Source organism: Streptomyces kurssanovii, from assembly GCF_040677245.1.
Classification (GTDB): domain Bacteria; phylum Actinomycetota; class Actinomycetes; order Streptomycetales; family Streptomycetaceae; genus Streptomyces; species Streptomyces kurssanovii.
This window is the reverse complement of sequence record NZ_JBFAQK010000004.1, coordinates 208,081-228,627: the sequence shown is the minus strand read 5'-3', so window position 1 is coordinate 228,627 and position 20,547 is coordinate 208,081. Positions and strand designations below refer to the sequence as shown.

Below are 20,547 nucleotides of genomic sequence, written 5' to 3'. Positions count from 1 at the left end.
GGATGACGCATCACAGGCCCGTTCGGATCCCGTACCTGGGCTTTTCCTCGTCGGGCTGCGGCATCGGCCCACGGTCGCGAAACGTAAGAAGGCCCGGCCGCGGGTTTCCCCGCGCCGGGCCCTCCCCCGAGCTGTGCTACTTGACGACGGTCAGCGGAAGCAGCTTCTTGCCCGTCGGACCGATCTGGATGTGCGTGTCCATCTGCGGGCACACGCCGCAGTCGAAGCACGGCGTCCAGCGGCAGTCCTCGACCTCGGTCTCGTCGAGGGCGTCCTGCCAGTCCTCCCAGAGCCAGTCCTTGTCGAGACCGGAGTCGAGGTGGTCCCAGGGCAGGACCTCCTCGTACGTGCGCTCACGGGTGGTGTACCAGTCGACGTCGACGCCGAAGTCGGGCAGCGTCTTCTCGGCGCACGCCATCCAGCGGTCGTACGAGAAGTGCTCGCGCCAGCCGTCGAAGCGGCCGCCGTCCTCGTACACGGCGCGGATGACCGCGCCGACGCGGCGGTCACCGCGCGAGAGCAGGCCCTCGACGATGCCGGGCTTGCCGTCGTGGTACCGGAAGCCGATCGAGCGGCCGTACTTCTTGTCGCCGCGGATCTTGTCGCGGAGCTTCTCCAGACGCGCGTCCGTCTCCTCCGCGCTCAGCTGCGGCGCCCACTGGAACGGCGTGTGCGGCTTGGGCACGAAACCGCCGATGGACACGGTGCAGCGGATGTCGTTCTGCCCGGAGACCTTGCGGCCCTCGGCGATGACCTTGACCGCCATGTCACCGATCTGGAGGACGTCCTCGTCGGTCTCCGTCGGCAGGCCGCACATGAAGTACAGCTTCACCTGACGCCAGCCGTTGCCGTACGCCGTGGAGACCGTACGGATCAGGTCCTCCTCCGAGACCATCTTGTTGATGACCTTGCGCATGCGCTCGGAGCCGCCCTCGGGGGCGAAGGTCAGACCGGACCTGCGGCCGTTCCTGGTCAGCTCGTTGGCGAGGTCGACGTTGAACGCGTCGACGCGGGTCGACGGCAGCGAGAGGCCGATCTTGTCCTCTTCGTACCGGTCCGCGAGGCCCTTCGCGATGTCGCCGATCTCGCTGTGGTCCGCCGAGGACAGCGACAGCAGACCGACCTCCTCGAAGCCGGTCGCCTTGAGACCCTTCTCGACCATGTCGCCGATGCCGGTGATGCTTCGCTCCCGTACGGGGCGCGTGATCATGCCGGCCTGGCAGAAGCGGCAGCCGCGGGTGCAGCCGCGGAAGATCTCGACGGACATCCGCTCGTGGACGGTCTCGGCGAGCGGGACCAGCGGCTGCTTCGGGTAGGGCCACTCGTCGAGGTCCATGACGGTGTGCTTGGACACCCGCCACGGCACACCCGACCTGTTGGGGACCACACGGCCGATGCGGCCGTCGGGCAGGTACTCGACGTCGTAGAAGCGCGGCACGTACACATTGCCGGTCTTCGCGAGACGGAAGAGGACCTCCTCGCGCCCGCCCGGGCGGCCCTCGGCCTTCCAGGCGCGGATGATCGCGGTCATGTCGAGCACGGCCTGCTCGCCGTCGCCGATGACCGCGCAGTCGATGAAGTCCGCGATCGGCTCGGGGTTGAACGCCGCGTGCCCGCCGGCCAGCACGATCGGGTGGTCCACCGTGCGGTCCTTGGACTCCAGCGGGATACCCGCGAGGTCGAGGGCGGTGAGCATGTTGGTGTAGCCGAGCTCCGTCGAGAAGCTCAGCCCGAAGACGTCGAACGCGCCGACGGGCCGGTGGCTGTCCACCGTGAACTGCGGGACCTTGTGCTCGCGCATCAGCTCCTCGAGGTCCGGCCAGACGCTGTACGTGCGCTCGGCCAGCACGCCCTCGCGCTCGTTCAGCACCTCGTAGAGGATCATGACGCCCTGGTTGGGCAGACCGACCTCGTAGGCGTCCGGGTACATGAGCGCCCAGCGGACGTCGCAGGACTCCCAGGGCTTGACGGTGGAGTTCAGCTCACCGCCGACGTACTGGATGGGCTTCTGCACATGCGGGAGCAGCGCTTCGAGCTGTGGGAAGACCGACTCGGCAGACATGGAAACCTTCGTGGGCTGGCAAGGGGGCGACTCTCAAGCGTACCCGCCCGCTCAGCGGCCGAGCGCCGCCCGGATCCGGGGGGCCGACGCCTCGGCCCACACCCCGGGCAGCTCGGCCTCCCTCGCCTCGGCGCGGGCCTCCTCCCGCCCGTACAGCAGTCCCCAGACGAAGGTGGTCTCCCCCGCCGCGTGCGCCCGGACCGCGAGGTCGCGCAGCGCCTCCCGTGCGACGACGCTGTCCTGGTGGTCGCCGAGCACGGTCTGCACGGCCTTCATGCGCTTCCCGAACCGCTTCGCGGCCTTGCCGAGCGCGGGCCTCGCGACCTCGGCCGCGTACCGCGCGCGTTTGGCCGCCTTGCGGGCGTCGTGCAGGGCGTGGTCCCGCTCCTCCCCCTCCGGCAGCGACAGGGCCCGCTCCATGCGGGCGGCCAGCCGGTCGTACTCCCTCAGCACGGCCTTGGGGAGTACGTCCCCGGGCGCTCCGGCGGCCGCCTTCAGCAGCGGCGGGTGTGCGCACAGCGCGTCCAGCGCGTCGAGCAGGGCGAGATAGCGGTCGCTGTCGAGCGCGGCGATCACCGTCCTCCGCGCGTCGGCGGCGCCGGCCACGGCCCACGCGGCCAGCCGTGCGTCCACCGGGCCGAGGAGGAGCGTCACGGGCACGGCGTCGGCGCGCTCGGCCAGCCGTTCCGCGAGCACCTCCTGGTCACGCGCGACGCCCAGCTCCCCGGCGAGCCACTTGAGCTCGTCGATCAGGGGCCCTGTGACATCGCGGTCGACGACCTTCCGGTAACTCCGCAGGGCGCTGCGCAGCCGCCGGGTGGCGACCCGCATCTGATGCACGGCGTCGGGCAGGTCGCGGCGCACGCCGGGATCGTGGGCGACGACCGCGGCGACCTCCTTCTCCAGATAGGCGAGAACGTGATCGCCCGCCGTCCGGGTCTCGCCCCGCCCCTGGCGCTCCGCAGGGCCGCCCCCGGTCTCCGTCAGTGCCCTGGCCAGCTTGGACGGCGCGGCGGCCGTGTGGACGCCGGCCTTCCTGAGCTTCTTGTCGACGGCGTCGAGGAACGCCGGGTCTCCGCCGTCGGCCAGCTCCACCTCGATCTCGTCCCACTGAGCGGTCCCCTCGCCACCATGGAGGCGCTCCGCGACGACGGCGTCCCGGCTGAGCTCCGCGAGGAGGGCGCCGTCGGCGTCGACGAGGTGCTGTACGTCCCGCGAGGACAGCAGCCGCACCACGGGCACGAGTTCCCGGCCCCGCGTGTACGCCCGCGCGAGGCCGGCCAGTTCCTCCGGCACCCCGTCGGACAGGGGCGCGGCGATCTCGTCCCGCACGCCGGGGGCCACGGGCAGCTTGAGATGCCATCCCGCATCGGCGCCTCCGGTTCTGCGCCGCAGCGTGACGGACGAGGCTGCCAGCCTGAGATCGGCGGTGTCGTAGTAGACGGCATCCAACTCGGCCACGCCCTTCCCTACGACCCCGGCCACACTGGGCACCTTGGTCAGGTCGGGCAGCGGGATGTCGGGGGTGGCTTCGTACTTCCGCTCGATCTCGCGCTTGGTGTCCGCCATGCCATCGAATCTAGCCGCGCGGCCGCCGTTCGGGCAGGCCGCGCGCCTCCCCGCAACCGGACGCTCCGCCCCCGGCCCCGCGCCACGGTCACGTGCCGACGCCCGCGCTTCCCGAACCGGGCCCCGCGCCCCCCGAGGCCGCCCGTGCGCGGGCCGACGCCGCTGCGCGGAGCCTTCCCCCACCCCGCCCCTTCCCGAAACCGGGGCAAGCCCCGGACCCCACGGGGGCTATCGCCCCCTACACCCCTGGGACGGCAGCTTCGCGGCGCGAGGCACCCAAGGGGCCTCGGCCGGACGCCTCCCCGCGAGCCCATGGAGCGACCACCGGCCGGGACGGGCGGCACCGGACGTCAGGGGGGCGGGGTCGTAGGAGGGTGGTGTCCGGAAGTAAAGCGTCGCAACTCGCGCGCAGCGCGGTGAGGACAGCCATTCCGGACACCCCCTCCGGAGGCCCCGACCACCGGCACCCACCACCGGCGCAGCCATGCCCCAGGGGCGCAACGAAACAGGGGCCGAGCCATGCGACGCGGCCGTGGGTCGAGGCGCACTCTGACATCAGCGAAGCCCCGGGTCACCGGGGCCAGCCCTTGGACCGGCCACGCCCACAAGCGTCGGCGGCCCGCCCGGACAACGCCGCACCCGCGGCAGGAGCCGGGCCGGACGCCCCTGCCCCACAAGGGGCGCCACGCCCCTGAGGCCGGAGCGCACCCGAGAGCGCCGCGCACGCGGACCGGGCCGGACCCGGTCGGGTCAGCGGCCCCGAGGACCGCCACACCACGAGCTTGGGTCAGCGGCCACCCCGGGCTGATGCCACGCAACGCGGTCAGGCCGGGCCACCGGGCCGGCCCGGTCGGGCCGGTGGCCCCGGGGGGCGGCGCGCCCCCGGGTCGGGTGCGCCGCCCGCTCAAGGGCTACGCACTTATGGGGCGTTGCACCCGGATCGACTGCAGCAACCCGATCGCGATCCACACCGCGAACATCGACGTGCCTCCGTACGACACGAACGGCAGCGGCAGGCCCGCGACCGGCATGATGCCCATCGCCATGCCGATGTTCTCGAACGACTGGAAGGCGAACCAGGCGATTATCCCGGCGGCCACGATCGTGCCGTAGAGCTCGGTCGTCTCGCGGGCGATCCGGCAGGCGCGCCACAGCACGACGCCGAGCAGTACGAGGATCAGCCCGGCGCCGAGGAAACCGAGTTCCTCGCCGGCGACGGTGAAGATGAAGTCGGTCTGCTGTTCGGGCACGAACTGGCCGCTGGTCTGGTGGCCGTTGAAGAGCCCTTCGCCGTACAGCCCGCCGGAACCGATCGCGATGCGCGCCTGGTTGGTGTTGTAGCCGACGCCGGCCGGGTCGAGTTCGGGGTTGGCGAAGGCGGCGAAGCGGTTGAGCTGGTACTCGTCGAGCAGCCCGAGCGCCGTGACGGCGATCGCGCCGGCCGCCCCGGCGCCGATGAGGCCGAAGACCCAGCGGTTGGACGCGCCGGAGGCGAGCAGCACGCCGAGGACGATGACCACCATGACCATGACCGAGCCGAGGTCCGGCATCAGCATGACGATGATCATCGGCAGGACGGCGAGTCCCAGCGACTTGGCGACGGTGCGGTGGTCGGGGTGCACCTGGTCCCCGGCGTCGACGCGGGCCGCGAGCATCATCGCCATCCCGAGGATGATCGTGATCTTCACGAACTCGGAGGGCTGGAGGGAGAAGCCGCCGCCGAGCTGGATCCAGGCGTGCGCGCCGTTGATGGTGGCGCCCAGCGGCGTGAGGACGAGCAGCACGAGCACGACGGAGAGCCCGTAGAGGAACGGGACGGCACCGCGCAGGGTGCGGTGGCCGAGCCAGATGGTCCCGACCATCAGCACGAAGCCGATGCCCGTGTTGAGCAAGTGCCGGACGAGGAAGTAGTACGGGTCGCCCTGGTTGAGTTCGGTGCGCCCGCGCGTGGCGGACCACACCAGGAGCGCGCCGAGCAGCGAGAGCGTGATCGCGGAGAGCAGCATCGGCCAGTCGAGCCTGCGCACCACGGAGTCACGGGCGGTGAGCCTGGTCCAGACCCCGCCGCGCTCCGGGCCGTATCCCGGGACGGAGAAGCCGCCTGCGCCTGTCATGTCTCAGTCCCTCCGCGCGGGTGGTCCCGCGAGCACTGGTTGGGCGTCCTTCGGCTTCGGAGGAACGTAGGGCTTCACCTCGGGGGCGTCGATCGAGCCGTCCGGGGCGATCTTGGGCAGCGTCTGCTGCGGCTTGGGAAGCAGGGCCCGCTTGAGGTCCTGGTTGCCTTCCTTGTCGAGGCCGTACATCGCGTCGTAGATGTTGCGTACGGCGGGACCGGACGCGCCGGAGCCCGTACCACCCTGGGAGATCGTCATGACGATCGTGTAGTCGTCGGTGTAGGTGGCGAACCAGGAGGTGGTCTGCTTGCCGTAGACCTGCGCGGTACCGGTCTTGGCCCGCATCGGGATCTTGTCCTGGGGCCAGCCGCCGAACCGCCAGGCGGCCGTGCCGCCGGGCTCGACGACGGAGCGCAGGCCCTTGTCGAGGTCCTTGATGGTTTCGGCGTTCACCGGCAGCTTGCCGTGGGACTCGGGCTTGATCTCTTCGATCGTCTTGCCGTCGGGGCTGATGACGGCCTTGCCGACGGTGGGGTTGTAGAGCGTGCCGCCGTTGCTGATGGCGGCGTAGGCGGTGGCCAGCTGGACGGGGGTGATGAGGACGTCGCCCTGGCCGATGGCGAAGTTGATGCTGTCGAAGGCCTTCAGCTGGTTGCCTTCGAGGCAGCTCTCATAGGCGATCTGCTCGACGTAGGAGCCGCCCTTCTTGCCCTGCTTGCACCAGGAGTCCTTGTTGGCCTCCCAGAAGGCCTGCTTCCACTGGCGGTCGGGGATGCGGCCCTTGACCTCGTTCGGGAGGTCGATGCCGGTCTCCGACCCGAAGCCGAAGTCGTGGGCGGTCCGGTAGAACCAGTCGTGGGCGCCCTTCTTGGCCTTGAGGCCGCCGTCGCGCTGCCACTCCTGGTGGCCGAGACGGTAGAAGACGGTGTTGCAGGAGTACTTGAGGGCGTCGCCGAGGGTGATCGGGCCGTGTCCCTGGGACTCGAAGTTGGCGAAGCTCCGGTTGCCCATGCTGTAGGAGCTGCTGCAGTTGTAGAGGTCGTTGAAGTCGTACCCGGCCCGCACGGCCGCGCTCGCCGAGACCACCTTGAAGACGGAACCGGCGGGTGCCTGGCCCTGCGTGGCCCGGTTGAGCAGCGGGTAGTTGGACTTCTTGCCGGTGAGCTTGGCGTAGTCCTTGGCGGAGATGCCGCCGACCCAGGCGTTGGGGTCGTAGTCGGGCTGGGAGGCCATGGCGACGACCCGGCCGGTCTTGGCCTCCATGACCACGACCGCGCCCGCGTCGGCCTCGTACGGGCGACCGGTGATCTTGTCGGTCTCCTTGCGGACGGTCTTCATCGCCTGGTGGAGCTCGTACTCGGCGACGGCCTGGACGCGGGCGTCGATGCTGGTGACGAGGTGGGAGCCGGGCACGCCCGGGTCCGCCTCGGCCTCGCCCATGACCCGGCCCAGCTTGTCGACCTCGTAGGACGTGACGCCGGCCTTGCCGCGCAGTGCCTTGTCGTAGGTGCGCTCGAGGCCGGAGCGGCCGACCTGGTCGGAGCGAAGGTAGGGCGAGTCGCTGTCCTTGGCCTTCTGGATCTCCTCGTCGGTGACGGGCGACAGATAGCCGAGCACCTGCGCGGTGCGGGCCTTGGCGGGGGCCGTGTAGCGGCGTACGGCGGTGGGTTCGGCGGTGATGCCGGGGAAGTCCTCCGAGCGTTCGCGGATCTGCAGCGCCTGCTGGGTGGTGGCTTCGTCGGTGACCGGGATCGGCTGGTACGGGGAGCCGTTCCAGCAGGGCTGCGGTGTCTTGGAGTCGCAGAGGCGGACCTTGTCCATCACCTCCTTCGGCTTCATGCCGAGGACGCCGGCGAGCCGGGTGAGGACGGCCTCGCCGTCGTCCTTCATCTTCAGCAGCTCGGTGCGGGACGCGGAGACCACGAGACGGGTCTCGTTGTCGGCGAGCGGCACCCCGCGGGCGTCGAGGATCGAGCCGCGCACGGCGGGTGTGACGACCCGCTGGACGTGGTTGCCGCTGGCCTCGTCGGCGTATTCGTCGCCGTTGCGGATCTGGAGGTACCAGAGCCGGCCGCCGAGGGTGAGGAGGAGGGAGAAGACGAGTACCTGGATGATGACGAGACGGATCTGGACCCGGGGGGTCCGGCCGGTCTCCGGAATGTTGCTCACGCTGCTGCCCCCTCGATCACAGTCGCTTGACTCCCTTGATGCGTCCGGCCCGTGCGGCCCGGGTCTTCGCCGCCTTGAGCCGCAGTCCGCCGCGCTGGCCGCCGATGCGCAGTCCGGTGCCGGAGGCGAGCCAGCCCGCGGCCACGTCCGCGCCGCCGGCGCTCTGGCTCTCGGCGAGCGGATCGTTCTCGCTGCGTCTGGCGAGCCACATGATCAGCGGCACGGTGAACGGCGCGAGGAGGAGGTCGTACACCGCGGCGGTGAACAGCAGACTGCCGAGGCCGACATGGCGGGCGGCGGTGTCGCCGACGAGGGCGCCGACCAGGGCGTACAGCAGCGTCGAGCCGATCGCCGCCGCGACGACGACGGCCATGGGCCCGCTGGCGGACCGCAGTGGTTTGCCGTTCTCCGGGCGGACCAGACCGGCGAGATAGCCGATGACGCACAGGACGAGCGCGTAGCGGCCGGCCGCGTGGTCGGCGGGAGGGGCGAGGTCCGCGAGCAGGCCGGCGCCGAAGCCGATGAAGGCCCCGGCCATGTGGCCGTAGACCATGGCGAGTCCGAGGACGACGAGCAGCACGAGGTCGGGCACCGCGCCGGGCAGCTGGAGCCGCGAGAGGACGGAGACCTGGATGACGAGGGCGACCACGACCAGCGTCGTGGAGAGCAGCATCCGGTTGACACGCATGACGGATCAGCTCCTACTGGTCGTCGTTCTGGCCTGTGGCGTCGCCGGAGGCACCGGGGTCCGGCCCGCCGCCCTGGACCTGACCGTCGTCCTGGACCGGCTCCTCGCCCTCCGGCGGCGTCGCGCCGGGAGTGACGGTGACCGTGACGGTCGGCGTCGGCCTGGGGCCAGCGGGCTTCGGCGGCAGCACGGTGTCACGGGGGTCGGTCCGCGGCGCCTGGACGACGACGCCGACGATGTCGAGCCTGCTGAAGCCGACGTAGGGACGCACGTAGACGTTCCGGGTGAGGTCTCCCCGTGCGGGGTCCACCCGGATGATCTCGCCGACCGGGACGCCGGGCACGAAGGGCTTGCTGCCCTGGGAGCCGAAGGTGACCAGCCGGTCGCCCTTCTTCACCTTGGACTTGCCGTTGAGGAGCTGGACCAGCAGCGGCCGGTCGCCCTGGCCGGTGGCGAAGCCGAGCTCGTCGGTCTTCTCCATCCGGGTGCCGACGGTGAAGTCCGGGTCGCTGGCGAGCAGCACGGTCGAGGTCCGCGGACCGACGGTCGTGACGCGGCCCACGAGGCCCTCGCTGTTGATGACGGTCATGTCCCGCGTGATGCCGTCCTCGGAGCCGATGTCGATGGTCACCGTCCAGGAGAAGCCCTGGGCCGCTCCTATGGCGATGACCTCGGCACCCTTGATGCCGTACTGGCCGGCGGCAGCCGTTCTGATCATGCCGTCGAGCTGGCGGAGCCGGCTGTTGTTGCGCGCGTCGCTGCCGAGCCGCTGCTTCAGCTCGGCGTTCTCCAACTGGAGCTGCTTGATGCGGTCGTGACGGTCACCGGAGTCCCGGACCGCTCCGATCGCGTTGCCGATGGGGTCGACGGCGGCCGCGACGCCGTTCTCCACGGGCCCGAAGACCGACGCCGCGGCCTGCCGTGCACCGTCGACCGGTGACTCCTCACCGCCGCGGATGTCCACCGTGATCAGGGCGAACGCGATGGCGATCAGCAATGCCAGGAGCAGCCGGCTCTCCTTTGTGTCCCTCACGTGCGGCGGCCGTGCCTTCCTCGTAGGAATGGTCGTGTCGGTAGAGCAACGATCCTGCCCCCGTGCCGGGGGCGGGGAGGACCCCATGTGGGGGCCTCACAGCCCCCGTACGGCGTATTGTCCGACCGTCTAACGACGCGGCTGGGCGTCCAGCACCTGCTGGAGCGCCTCGAACTCCTCGACGCACTTGCCGGATCCGAGCGCCACCGAGTCCAGCGGGTTCTCCGCGATGTGGATCGGCATGCCCGTCTCCCGGCGGAGCCGCTCGTCGAGGCCGCGCAGGAGGGCGCCGCCGCCGGTGAGGACGATGCCGCGGTCCATGACGTCGCCGGACAGCTCGGGCGGGCACTTGTCGAGCGTCGTCTTCACGGCGTCGACGATCGCGTTGACCGGTTCCTCGATGGCCTTGCGGACCTCGGCGGCGGAGATGACGACGGTCTTGGGCAGACCGGAGACCAGGTCGCGGCCACGGATCTCGGTGTGCTCCTCCGTCTCCATCTCGTACGCGGAACCGATGGTGATCTTGATGTTCTCCGCGGTCCGCTCACCGAGGAGGAGGGAGTACTCCTTCTTGATGTGCTGGATGATCGCGTTGTCCAGCTCGTCGCCGGCGACACGGATGGACTGTGCCGTGACGATTCCTCCGAGCGAGATCACGGCGACCTCCGTGGTGCCGCCGCCGATGTCGACCACCATGTTGCCGGTGGCCTCGTGGACCGGGAGGCCGGAGCCGATGGCCGCGGCCATGGGCTCCTCGATGATGTGCACCTGTCGGGCGCCCGCCTGGGTCGACGCCTCGATGACCGCGCGGCGCTCGACACCCGTGATACCGGAAGGCACACAGACGACGACGCGGGGCCGGGCGAGATAACGGCGCTTATGGATCTTGAGGATGAAGTAGCGGAGCATCCGCTCGGTGATCTCGAAGTCGGCGATGACGCCGTCCTTCAGCGGCCGGACGGCAACGATGTTGCCCGGTGTCCGGCCGATCATCTTCTTCGCCTCGGCGCCGACCGCGAGAATGCCGCCCGTGTTGGTGTTGATGGCGACGACGGACGGCTCGTTGAGAACGATCCCCCGGCCTCTGACGTACACCAGCGTGTTGGCGGTCCCGAGGTCGACAGCCATGTCACGGCCGATGAACGACATGTTGTTCCCCATGAGGATGCGTCTGGCCTTCCCAAATCGAGCGTTGATGGCTTTTCAGGATGGCGAGGTGGGTGCTGTGGCGTGGAGGCTTACATCGTAGTGCCGCCTGCACGGACACCGCGCGGTGGTCCACCTCTTGTTTATGGTGACGATGCGTCGGAGCGATGCGTTCCCGCAATGCCCTTGCGTATGCCGAAGGGCGACCGAAATTCCATCGGTCGCCCCAGGACAAGAGCGCTGTATGGCTGACGTCCTGTCAGAAAAGGCCTGGAAAAGGGCAGGCCTCAGCCTTCCTGGAAGAACAGCTTCAGTTCCCGAACGGCGGACTCCTCGGAGTCCGACGCGTGGATCAGATTCTCCCGGACGATGGTGCCGAAGTCACCCCGAATGGACCCGGGAGCGGCCGCGATCGGGTCGGTCGGACCCGCCAGTTGGCGTACGCCGTCGATCACACGCTCACCCTCGACGGCCATGACGACCACCGGACCGGACAGCATGAACTCCACCAGCGGCTCGTAGAACGGCCGGCCGACGTGCTCGGCGTAGTGCTGCTCCAGGGTGGCCCGGTCGAGCGTGCGCAGCTCCAGCGCGGTGATCTTCCAGTCGGCCTTGCGTTCGATGCGGCCGATGACCTCGCCCACGAGTCCGCGACGGACGGCGTCCGGCTTGAGAAGGACGAGGGTGCGCTGAGTCATGGTGTGCGGCTCCTTGCAGGCCAGGATGTGTGCGGTCGGGCCGAGATTACCGGGTGTGACGCCGGGGGCGGCACCCGCCCCGCATCCCCGGCGTCAAGGGCGCACCGCGGCTACCCGGCGTCAGGCTCCGCCGACTGCGCGGCCCACCGGGCCTTCGCCTCGTCGATCTTGCGGCCGTAGTGGATCGAGGCCCACCACAGGCCGCCGAAGAGGACACCGAGGAAGAACATCGCCGGGACGACGAAGCCGCCGGCGATCAGCGCGATCTGCAGCGCCCAGCCCAGCTGGGTGCCGCCGGGGCGGGTGATCATGCCGCACAGCAGCAGCGACAGCAGCATCGCCACGCCGCAGACCGTCCAGACCGCCGCCACCGAGACGTCGTCCGACTTCATGGCCACGAGACCGGCGAAACCGATCACGAAGAACTCGCCGATCAGGGTCGATGCACAGAGCGTACGCACGGGATGTCAGCCCTTCCCCAGCAGCAGCCGGGCCTCGCCGACCGTGATCACGGAACCGGTCACCAGCACACCGGCGCCGGCGAACTCCGACTCCTCCTCGGCGAGCGTGATCGCCGCCTCCAGCGCGTCGTCGAGGCGCGGCTCCACGACCACCCGGTCGTCGCCGAAGACCTCCACGGCGACAGCGGCCAGCGCGTCCGCGTTCATCGCACGGTGACTGGAGTTCTGCGTCACGACGATCTCGTGGAAGATCGGCTCGAAGGCCTCCAGGAAGCCCCTGACGTCCTTGTCGTCACTCGCGCCCACGACACCGATCAGCCGGGAGAAGCCGAACGACTCGGTGACGGCGGCCGCCGCCGCCCGCGCGCCCGCCGGGTTGTGCGCGGCGTCCAGCACCACGGTGGGGCTGCGGCGCACGACCTCCAGCCGGCCGGGCGAGGCCACGGTGGCGAACGCCTTGCGGATCGTGTCGGCGTCCAGCGTGCGCGCGTCACCCGCGCCGACGCCGAAGAACGCCTCGACCGCCGCGAGCGCCACCGCCGCGTTGTGGGCCTGGTGCGCGCCGTAGAGCGGGAGGAAGATCTGCTCGTACTCGCCGCCCAGGCCGCGCAGGGTCAGCAGCTGCCCGCCGACCGCTACCTCGCGGGAGGCGACACCGAACTCCATGCCCTCGCGGGCGACGGTCGCGTCGGCCTCGACGGCCCGCTTCAGCATCACCTGCGCGGCGTCCACCGGCTGCTGCGCCAGGATCACCGTCGCGCCCTGCTTGATGATCCCGGCCTTCTCGGCGGCGATCTCGGCGGGAGTGGTGCCGAGCCGGTCCGTGTGGTCCAGGTCGATGGGGGTGACCACGGCGACCGAGCCGTCGATCACGTTGGTGGCGTCCCAGCTGCCGCCCATGCCGACCTCGACGACGGCCACGTCGACGGGGGCGTCGGCGAAGGCCGCGTACGCCATGCCCGTGAGCACCTCGAAGAACGACAGCCGGTACTCCTGGCGCGCGTCGACCATCTCGACGTAGGGCTTGATGTCGTTGTACGTCTCGATGAAGCGCTCGGCGTCGATGGGAGCGCCGTCCAGGCTGATCCGCTCGGTGATCGACTGCACGTGCGGCGAGGTGTACCGGCCGGTGCGCAGGTCGAAGGCGGAGAACAGGGCCTCGATCATCCGGGCCGTGGACGTCTTGCCGTTCGTCCCCGTGATGTGGACGGAGGGGTAGGCCCGCTGCGGCTCGCCCAGCACGTCCATCAGGGCCTCGATACGGGCGACGGACGGCTCCAGCTTGGTCTCGCCCCAGCGCGTCGCGAGATCCGCCTCGACCTCGCGCAGCGCCCTGTCCACCTCCGGATCCGCCGGGCGGGACGGCACCTGGTCGGCCTGCGGCGATCCGGCCTGTGCACGCAGGGTGCGGCTGCCGGCCTCGATCACCGCCAGGTCGGGGTCGCGGTCGGTCTCTGCGTCGACGATCTCGTCGAAGGCGTCGGACTCGTCGAAGGCGTCGGGCTGCTCACTCACGGGTCCAGTCTACGGACGGGCGCGGACGGATACGGCCGAGGCCCCGGGGGCGTCCCCGGGGCCTCGGCCGCTGTCGCGTTACCGCCGCTCAGCTCGCCGGCAGGTTGGCGAGCTGGGTGTTGATCCGCGCGATGTCCTCCTCGGCCTTGGCGAGCCGGGTACGGATCTTGTCGACCACGTTGTCCGGTGCCTTGGCGAGGAACGCCTCGTTGCCGAGCTTGGCGGTCGCCTGGGCGACCTCCTTCTCCGCCGCGCCCAGGTCCTTCGTCAGACGCTTGCGCTCCGCCTCGACGTCGATCGTGCCCGACAGGTCGAGCGCGACGGTGGCACCGGCGACGGGCAGCGACGCGGTGGCGTGGAAGCCCTCGCCCTCCGGCTGGAGGCGCAGCAGCTGACGGATGGCGGCCTCGTGCGGGGCGAGCGCCGTGCCGTCGAGGGTGAGCCTGGCGGGGACCTTCTGGCCGGGCTGCAGACCCTGGTCGCTGCGGAACCGGCGGACCTCGGTGACGACCCGCTGGACGAGCTCGATCTCCCGCTCGGCGGCCTCGTCACGGAAGGCGCTGTCCGCCGGCCAGTCGGCGATGACGAGCGACTCCTTGCCGGTCAGCGCGGTCCACAGCGTCTCGGTGACGAACGGGACCACCGGGTGGAGCAGCCGCAGCATGACGTCGAGGACCTCGCCCAGGACGCGGGCCGAGACCCTGGCCGGCTCGCCGCCCGCGAAGAACGTCGTCTTGGACAGCTCGACGTACCAGTCGAAGACCTCGTCCCAGGCGAAGTGGAAGAGCGTCTCCGACAGCTTCGCGAACTGGTAGTCCTCGTAGTACGCGTCCACCTCGGCGACGGTCTTGTTCAGCCGCGACAGGATCCACCGGTCCGTGGAGGACATCTCCTCGGGCGCCGGCAGCGGGCCGTCGACGGTGGCGCCGTTCATCAGCGCGAAGCGGGTGGCGTTCCAGATCTTGTTGGCGAAGTTCCGGGAACCCTGGACCCAGTCCTCGCCGATCGGGACGTCGACACCCGGGTTGGCGCCGCGGGCGAGCGTGAAGCGCAGCGCGTCGGAGCCGTACTTGTCCATCCAGTCCAGCGGGTTGACCGCGTTGCCGAAGGACTTGGACATCTTCTTGCCGAACTGGTCCCGGACCATGCCGTGCAGGGCGATGGTGTGGAACGGCGGGGTGCCGTCCATCGCGTAGAGACCGAACATCATCATCCGGGCGACCCAGAAGAAGAGGATGTCGTAGCCCGTGACCAGGACGGAGTTCGGATAGAACTTCGCGAGGCTCTCGGTCTGCTCCGGCCATCCCATCGTCGAGAAGGGCCACAGACCCGAGGAGAACCAGGTGTCGAGGACGTCGGTCTCCTGGGTCCAGCCGTCGCCGCTCGGCGGTTCCTCGTCGGGGCCGACGCAGACGATCTCGCCGTTCGGGCCGTACCAGACGGGGATGCGGTGGCCCCACCACAACTGGCGCGAGATGCACCAGTCGTGCAGGTTGTCGACCCAGTCGAAGTAGCGCTTCTCCATCTCCTGGGGGTGGATCTTGACCCGGCCGTCGCGGACGGCGTCACCGGCCGCCTTGGCCAGCGGGCCGACCTTGACCCACCACTGCATGGACAGGCGCGGCTCGATGGTGGTCTTGCAGCGCGAGCAGTGGCCGACGGAATGGACGTACGGGCGCTTCTCGGCGACGATCCGGCCCTCGGCGCGCAGGGCGCCGACGATCGCCGACCGTGCCTCGAGGCGGTCGAGACCCTCGAACGGGCCGTGAGCGGTGATGACGGCGCGCTCGTCCATGACCGCGAGGGAGGGCAGGTTGTGCCGCTGCCCGATCTCGAAGTCGTTCGGGTCATGGGCGGGCGTCACCTTGACGGCGCCGGTGCCGAACTCGGGGTCGACGTGCGTGTCCGCGACGACCGGGATCGTACGGTCCGTCAGCGGCAGCTTGATCTGCTTGCCGATGAGGTGCGCGTAGCGCTCGTCGTCGGGGTGGACGGCGACGGCGGTGTCACCGAGCATCGTCTCGGCGCGCGTCGTCGCGACGACGATGGTGTCGTCACCCTCGCCGTACTTCATGGAGACGAGTTCGCCGTCGTCGTCCTGGTACTCGACCTCGATGTCGGAGATGGCGGTCAGACAGCGCGGGCACCAGTTGATGATGCGCTCGGCGCGGTAGATCAGTTCGTCGTCGTAGAGCTTCTTGAAGATGGTCTGGACGGCCTGGGACAGGCCCTCGTCCATCGTGAACCGCTCGCGGGACCAGGCGACACCGTCGCCGAGGCGGCGCATCTGGCCGGAGATCTGCCCGCCGGACTCGCCCTTCCACTGCCAGACCCGCTCGATGAACGCCTCACGGCCCAGGTCGTGGCGGGACTTGCCCTCCTTGGCGAGCTCACGCTCGACGACGTTCTGCGTGGCGATGCCGGCGTGGTCCATGCCGGGCTGCCACAGCGTCTCGTAACCCTGCATCCGCTTGCGGCGGGTGAGCGCGTCGATCAGCGTGTGCTCGAAGGCGTGGCCCAGGTGGAGGCTTCCGGTGACGTTGGGCGGCGGGATGACGACCGTGAACGGCGGCTTGTCGCTCTTCGCGTCCGCCTCGAAGTACCCGCGTTCTACCCAGCGCTCGTACAACGCCCCCTCGACCTCGGCCGGCGCGTACTGGGTCGGCAGTTCGGGAGTGGGCGCTGTCTGCTGCTGAGTCTTCTCGGTCACGGGCCCAGTTTAGAGGTGTCATGGAGCCGTTCCGAAACTCGATACTTCGGTAACGGTGTGCCCCCCGGCGCCCCATCCTGCCGGGGCTTGGGCCAGGATGTTCGGGACACATAAACATCACGAGGGGGAAACCCGTAATGAGCTACAACCAGCCGGGCCCGTACGGCGGGCAGCAGCCGCAGCAGCCCGGCCCGTACGGCCAGCCGGGGCCCTACGGCCAGCAGCCGCAGGCCCCGCAGCCCGGTTACGGGTACCCCCAGCAGGCTCCGCAGGGCGTGCCGCCGCAGCAGCAGCCGTACGGCTACCCGCAGCAGCCCGGCCAGCCCACCGCGCCGTACGGCCAGCCTCCGCAGCCCCAGTACGGCGCGGGCCCCGGTTACCCGCCTCCGGCGCCCGCGCCGAAGAAGAAGACCGGCCTGATCGTCACCGCCGCCGTCGTCGCGGTCGCGGTCGTCGCCGGGGGCGTGTGGTTCTTCACCTCGGGCGGCGGCGGCAGCGACGTCGCCGACGACGGCCCGCACAAGCTGACGACGCCGGCGACCGTGCTCGGCGAGTACAAGAAGTCGACGTCCAGCAGCGGTGACGGGGACGACTTCCTGAAGGGCGCCGAGCAGAGCGGCGTCAAGAACGCCAAGGAGGTCGAGGCCCAGTACGAGGTGAAGGACGAGACCAACCCGCTGGCCGGGAAGTTGATCCAGTTCGGCGGCGTGTACGGCGACATCGAGGACCCCGAGGCGGTCGTCGACTCGGTGTTCGCGACCATCAAGGCGGAGTCCCAGAAGGAGAAGGACTCGGAGGCCGAGATGGTCGGCGAGCCGAAGGCGTACACGCCCGCCGAGGCCGAGGGCGCTGTGGTGAAGTGTCAGCAGATCAAGACCAAGCCTGACGGATCCGATGCCTCCGCCATGGGGCCCAAGGAGGTCACCATGTCGGTGTGCGTGTGGGGCGACCACAGCACGCTCGGTCTCGTGATGCCCATGGACCTCGCCAGTCTGCTGGCCGGCAAGGGAACCCCGCCCGAGGAAGCGGCCGTCACCACCGCCAAGCTGCGCAAGGAAGTTCGCGTCAAGCTCTGACGCGAAGGCCCCCGCGCGAGGGCGCCCGGTGTACACCGCGGCGCCCTGCGGCCTGCCTGAGCGGGGCCGCTGAGACCCGGTAAACGACAACAGACGATCAAGGTCGCTCAACCCCGCACCGGCTGTCGTCCAAGGAGAACTGGAATGAGTTACAACCAGCCAGGTCCGTACGGCGGACAGCAGCCGCAGCAGCCCGGCCCGTACGGCCAGCCGGGGCCCTACGGCCAGCAGCCGCAGGCCCCGCAGCCCGGTTACGGGTACCCGCAGCAGGCCCCGCAGGGCGTGCCGCCGCAGCAGCCTTACGGATATCCGCAGCAGCCCGGCCAGCCCGTTCCGTACGGCCAGCAGCCCCAGTACGGCGCGCAGCAGCCCGGCGGCTATCCGCCCCCGCCGCCGGCCCAGGGCGGTGGCGGCAAGAAGACCGGACTCGTCATCGGCGCCGTGGTGCTGGTGGCCGCGCTGGGTGTGGGCGGGTACTTCGTCTTCGGCGGCGGCGGTGGCGGCCTCGAGGACGACGGCCCGCACAAGCTCACGGCGCCGAAGAGCCTCATCGGTGGCAAGTACATGCGCGCCGACAAGAAGGACCCGGAGCCGAAGCCGGCCGACGAGGACTCCTCGAAGATGCTCGCCGCCAGCGGGGTGACCGATGCCATGTCCATCGGTTCGACCTATTCGACGATCGATCTGACGAAGCTCGACCCGAGCGACCCCGCGGCGCTCGAGAAGGTCTCCAAGGCGCAGAACCTGGTCTTCATCGGCTTCTACGGAAAGATCGAGGACCCGGCGAAGGTCCTCGACGCGGCCTTCGCCGAGTTCAGCAAGAACACGAAGGACACGGAGACCAAGATGATCGGGGACCCGCAGGAGGTGAACCCCGACGGCCTGGACGGCGCTTTGATGAAGTGCCAGGAGGCCGAGAGCAAGAACCAGAAGACGGGCATGACCCAGAAGACCTACATGTGCCTGTGGTCCGACTACAGCACCCTCGGCGTCGTCGAGCCGGTCCAGGGCGAGAAGGGCACCACGCTCGACGAGGCGGCGAAGCTCGCTTCCGACGTGCGCAACGAGGTGCGCGTCGCCAAGTAGCGGCCCCCGCGGATGCGAAAGGGGCGCCCGGTCAAAGACCGGGCGCCCCTTCGGCGTTCAGGAACGAAAGCGCTACGCGCTCTTCTCGTGACGGCCGTTGCCGTCGTCCTTGACGATGCGCGGGACCAGCGTCGGGTTGACGTTGTTGCGGACGACGTCACGCGTGATGACGACGCGGGCCACGTCCTTGCGGGACGGGACCTCGTACATCACCGACTGGAGGACCTCCTCCATGATGGCGCGCAGGCCGCGCGCGCCGGTGCCGCGGAGGATCGCCTGGTCGGCGATGGCCTCGAGGGCGGGAAGGTCGAAGTCCAGCTCGACGCCGTCGAGTTCGAAGAGTCGCTGGTACTGCTTGACCAGCGCGTTGCGCGGCTCGACGAGGATCTTCAGCAGCGCCTCGCGGTCCAGGTTGTGGACCGAGGTGATGACGGGCAGACGGCCGATGAACTCGGGGATCATGCCGAACTTGACCAGGTCCTCCGGCATGACCTCCTGGAACTGGTCGCTCGCCTCGATCTCGCGCTTGGAGCGGATCGTCGCGCCGAAGCCGATGCCCTTCGCTCCCGCGCGTGACTCGATGATCTTCTCGAGGCCGGCGAACGCTCCGCCCACGATGAAGAGCACGTTCGTCGTGTCGATCTGGATGAACTCCTGGTGCGGGTGCTTGCGGCCGCCCTGCGGCGGCACGGAGGCCGTGGTGCCTTCCAGGATCTTGAGCAGGGCCTGCTGGACGCCCTCGCCGGAGACGTCCCGCGTGATCGACGGGTTTTCGCTCTTACGGGCGACCTTGTCGATCTCGTCGATGTAGATGATCCCGGTCTCGGCCTTCTTGACGTCGTAGTCGGCCGCCTGGATCAGCTTGAGGAGGATGTTCTCCACGTCCTCGCCGACATAGCCCGCCTCCGTCAGCGCGGTGGCGTCGGCGATGGCGAACGGGACGTTGAGCATGCGCGCGAGCGTCTGGGCGAGCAGTGTCTTGCCGGAGCCCGTGGGGCCCAGCAGCAGGATGTTGGACTTGGCGAGCTCGATCGCGTCGTCCCGGCCCTGCGCTCCGCCGTTCTCGCCGGCCTGGACGCGCTTGTAGTGGTTGTACACCGCGACCGAGAGGGCCTTCTTCGCGGGCTCCTGCCCGACGACGTAGCCCTCGAGGAACTCATAGATCTCGCGCGGTTTGGGAAGTTCCTCCCACCGCACCTCGGAGGTCTCTGCGAGTTCCTCCTCGATGATCTCGTTGCAGAGGTCGATGCACTCGTCGCAGATGTACACACCGGGGCCTGCGATGAGCTTCTTCACCTGCTTCTGGCTCTTTCCGCAGAACGAGCACTTGAGCAGGTCGCCGCCATCACCGATGCGTGCCACGAGGTGCTTCCCCTTCGCCTGGGAGCGGCTTGGTTCAGCCGGCTCCTGGTGCCTCATATTCGACGGTACCTTGCCGAGCCCCCCGTACGGGCCCCCCTTGGCGCGGTTCACACATTGTCGTGTACCGCGCCAAGGGCGCCGGATCGGTCAGGCGGCCGCTGCGGCCGTGCTCTTACGGGTCGAGACGATCTGGTCCACCAGGCCGTAGGCGAGGGCGCCGTCGGCCGTGAGGATCTTGTCGCGCTCGATGTCGTCGCGGATCTTCTCGATCGGCGTGGTGGAGTGCTTGGCCAGCATCTCCTCCAGCTGCTCACGCATACGGAGGATCTCGTTGGCCGCGATCTCCAGGTCGGAGAGCTGCTCGCGGCCGGTCTGCGAGGACGGCTGGTGGATCAGCACACGGGCGTGCGGCAGGGCCATCCGCTTGCCGGGAGTACCGGCGGCGAGCAGCACGGCCGCGGCGGACGCCGCCTGGCCCATGCACACCGTCTGGATGTCCGGCTTCACGAACTGCATCGTGTCGTAGATCGCGGTCAGCGCGGTGAAGGACCCACCGGGGCTGTTGATGTAGATCGAGATGTCCCGGTCCGGGTCCATCGACTCCAGGCACAGCAGCTGCGCCATGACGTCGTTGGCGGACGCGTCGTCGATCTGCACGCCGAGGAAGATCACGCGCTCCTCGAAGAGCTTCGCGTACGGGTCGTACTCGCGCACGCCCTGCGAGGTGCGCTCGACGAAGCGGGGGACGACATAGCGGTTGTCCACCGCGGGGCCCGTGTAGAGGCCGCTCGCGGAGGCGCCGGAGTGTCCGGACAGACCGGGGATGCCGGGGAAGTTACTCATGTGGGTGTTCACCAT

15 protein-coding genes are annotated in these 20,547 nt (G+C 69.7%); 2 read left to right on the top strand and 13 right to left on the bottom strand.

Going from position 1 to position 20,547, the window contains the following annotated elements; genetic code table 11:
- Positions 1-136: 136 nt before the first annotated feature.
- The 11 genes from AB0K36_RS05930 to AB0K36_RS05880 form a co-directional block, all read right to left on the bottom strand.
- Complete coding sequence (locus AB0K36_RS05930) at positions 137-2,062, bottom strand: TIGR03960 family B12-binding radical SAM protein (protein WP_364588845.1); 1,926 nt, start codon at positions 2,060-2,062, stop codon at positions 137-139.
- Between the two features lie 51 nt (positions 2,063-2,113).
- On the bottom strand, positions 2,114-3,631 hold the full coding sequence (locus AB0K36_RS05925; RefSeq protein ID WP_364588842.1) for a CYTH and CHAD domain-containing protein: 1,518 nt from the start codon (positions 3,629-3,631) through the stop codon (positions 2,114-2,116).
- A 911-nt stretch (positions 3,632-4,542) separates the two neighbouring features.
- On the bottom strand, positions 4,543-5,745 hold the full coding sequence (rodA, locus tag AB0K36_RS05920) for a rod shape-determining protein RodA (protein ID WP_364588839.1): 1,203 nt from the start codon (positions 5,743-5,745) through the stop codon (positions 4,543-4,545).
- Between the two features lie 3 nt (positions 5,746-5,748).
- Positions 5,749-7,914: a penicillin-binding protein 2 gene (mrdA, locus tag AB0K36_RS05915; protein WP_364588836.1), complete on the bottom strand. Its 2,166-nt coding sequence runs from the start codon at positions 7,912-7,914 to the stop codon at positions 5,749-5,751.
- Positions 7,915-7,930: 16 nt separating this feature from the next.
- Positions 7,931-8,602 carry a rod shape-determining protein MreD gene (gene mreD, locus AB0K36_RS05910; protein WP_364588834.1) on the bottom strand — a complete coding sequence of 224 codons (672 nt, stop codon included), beginning with the start codon at positions 8,600-8,602 and terminating at the stop codon, positions 7,931-7,933.
- A 13-nt stretch (positions 8,603-8,615) separates the two neighbouring features.
- Complete coding sequence (gene mreC / locus AB0K36_RS05905; protein WP_189467883.1) at positions 8,616-9,635, bottom strand: rod shape-determining protein MreC; 1,020 nt, start codon at positions 9,633-9,635, stop codon at positions 8,616-8,618.
- Between the two features lie 129 nt (positions 9,636-9,764).
- The gene (locus tag AB0K36_RS05900) at positions 9,765-10,784 is read right to left on the bottom strand and encodes a rod shape-determining protein (RefSeq protein ID WP_364588898.1); all 1,020 of its coding nucleotides are present in this window, start codon (positions 10,782-10,784) and stop codon (positions 9,765-9,767) included.
- 284 nt (positions 10,785-11,068) lie between these two features.
- Complete coding sequence (gene ndk / locus AB0K36_RS05895; protein WP_005317637.1) at positions 11,069-11,479, bottom strand: nucleoside-diphosphate kinase; 411 nt, start codon at positions 11,477-11,479, stop codon at positions 11,069-11,071.
- A 110-nt stretch (positions 11,480-11,589) separates the two neighbouring features.
- Complete coding sequence (locus AB0K36_RS05890; RefSeq protein ID WP_189467881.1) at positions 11,590-11,940, bottom strand: DUF4233 domain-containing protein; 351 nt, start codon at positions 11,938-11,940, stop codon at positions 11,590-11,592.
- A gap of 6 nt (positions 11,941-11,946) precedes the next feature.
- Entirely contained in the window at positions 11,947-13,455 is a 1,509-nt protein-coding gene (gene folC, locus AB0K36_RS05885; RefSeq protein WP_364588831.1) for a bifunctional tetrahydrofolate synthase/dihydrofolate synthase, read from the bottom strand.
- Between the two features lie 88 nt (positions 13,456-13,543).
- The gene (locus tag AB0K36_RS05880; RefSeq protein WP_364588828.1) at positions 13,544-16,165 is read right to left on the bottom strand and encodes a valine--tRNA ligase; all 2,622 of its coding nucleotides are present in this window, start codon (positions 16,163-16,165) and stop codon (positions 13,544-13,546) included.
- Between the two features lie 137 nt (positions 16,166-16,302).
- On the opposite strand from AB0K36_RS05880, the gene AB0K36_RS05875 reads away from it, so the two are divergent.
- A complete protein-coding gene (locus AB0K36_RS05875) occupies positions 16,303-17,241 on the top strand; it encodes a hypothetical protein (RefSeq protein ID WP_364588825.1) in 939 nt (312 codons plus the stop codon).
- Positions 17,242-17,385: 144 nt separating this feature from the next.
- Positions 17,386-18,327, top strand: a complete 942-nt coding sequence (locus AB0K36_RS05870) for a hypothetical protein (RefSeq protein ID WP_364588822.1) — start codon at positions 17,386-17,388, stop codon at positions 18,325-18,327.
- A 72-nt stretch (positions 18,328-18,399) separates the two neighbouring features.
- Here AB0K36_RS05870 and clpX read toward each other — a convergent pair whose 3' ends face one another.
- Complete coding sequence (clpX, locus tag AB0K36_RS05865) at positions 18,400-19,689, bottom strand: ATP-dependent Clp protease ATP-binding subunit ClpX (protein ID WP_005317626.1); 1,290 nt, start codon at positions 19,687-19,689, stop codon at positions 18,400-18,402.
- Positions 19,690-19,836: 147 nt separating this feature from the next.
- Positions 19,837-20,547 carry an ATP-dependent Clp protease proteolytic subunit gene (locus AB0K36_RS05860; protein WP_037774645.1) on the bottom strand — a complete coding sequence of 237 codons (711 nt, stop codon included), beginning with the start codon at positions 20,545-20,547 and terminating at the stop codon, positions 19,837-19,839.

Excerpts from the sequence above, each read along its gene's own strand:
- AB0K36_RS05930 (WP_364588845.1), bottom strand. The coding sequence starts at position 2,062 with ATGTCTGCCGAGTCGGTCTTCCCACAGCTCGAAGCGCTGCTCCCGCAT.
- AB0K36_RS05925 (WP_364588842.1), bottom strand. The coding sequence starts at position 3,631 with ATGGCGGACACCAAGCGCGAGATCGAGCGGAAGTACGAAGCCACCCCC.
- rodA (WP_364588839.1), bottom strand. The coding sequence starts at position 5,745 with ATGACAGGCGCAGGCGGCTTCTCCGTCCCGGGATACGGCCCGGAGCGC.
- mreD (WP_364588834.1), bottom strand. The coding sequence starts at position 8,602 with ATGCGTGTCAACCGGATGCTGCTCTCCACGACGCTGGTCGTGGTCGCC.
- AB0K36_RS05900 (WP_364588898.1), bottom strand. The coding sequence starts at position 10,784 with ATGTCGTTCATCGGCCGTGACATGGCTGTCGACCTCGGGACCGCCAAC.
- ndk (WP_005317637.1), bottom strand. The coding sequence starts at position 11,479 with ATGACTCAGCGCACCCTCGTCCTTCTCAAGCCGGACGCCGTCCGTCGC.
- AB0K36_RS05875 (WP_364588825.1), top strand. The coding sequence starts at position 16,303 with ATGAGCTACAACCAGCCGGGCCCGTACGGCGGGCAGCAGCCGCAGCAG.
- AB0K36_RS05870 (WP_364588822.1), top strand. The coding sequence starts at position 17,386 with ATGAGTTACAACCAGCCAGGTCCGTACGGCGGACAGCAGCCGCAGCAG.
- AB0K36_RS05860 (WP_037774645.1), bottom strand. The coding sequence starts at position 20,547 with ATGGTGAACACCCACATGAGTAACTTCCCCGGCATCCCCGGTCTGTCC.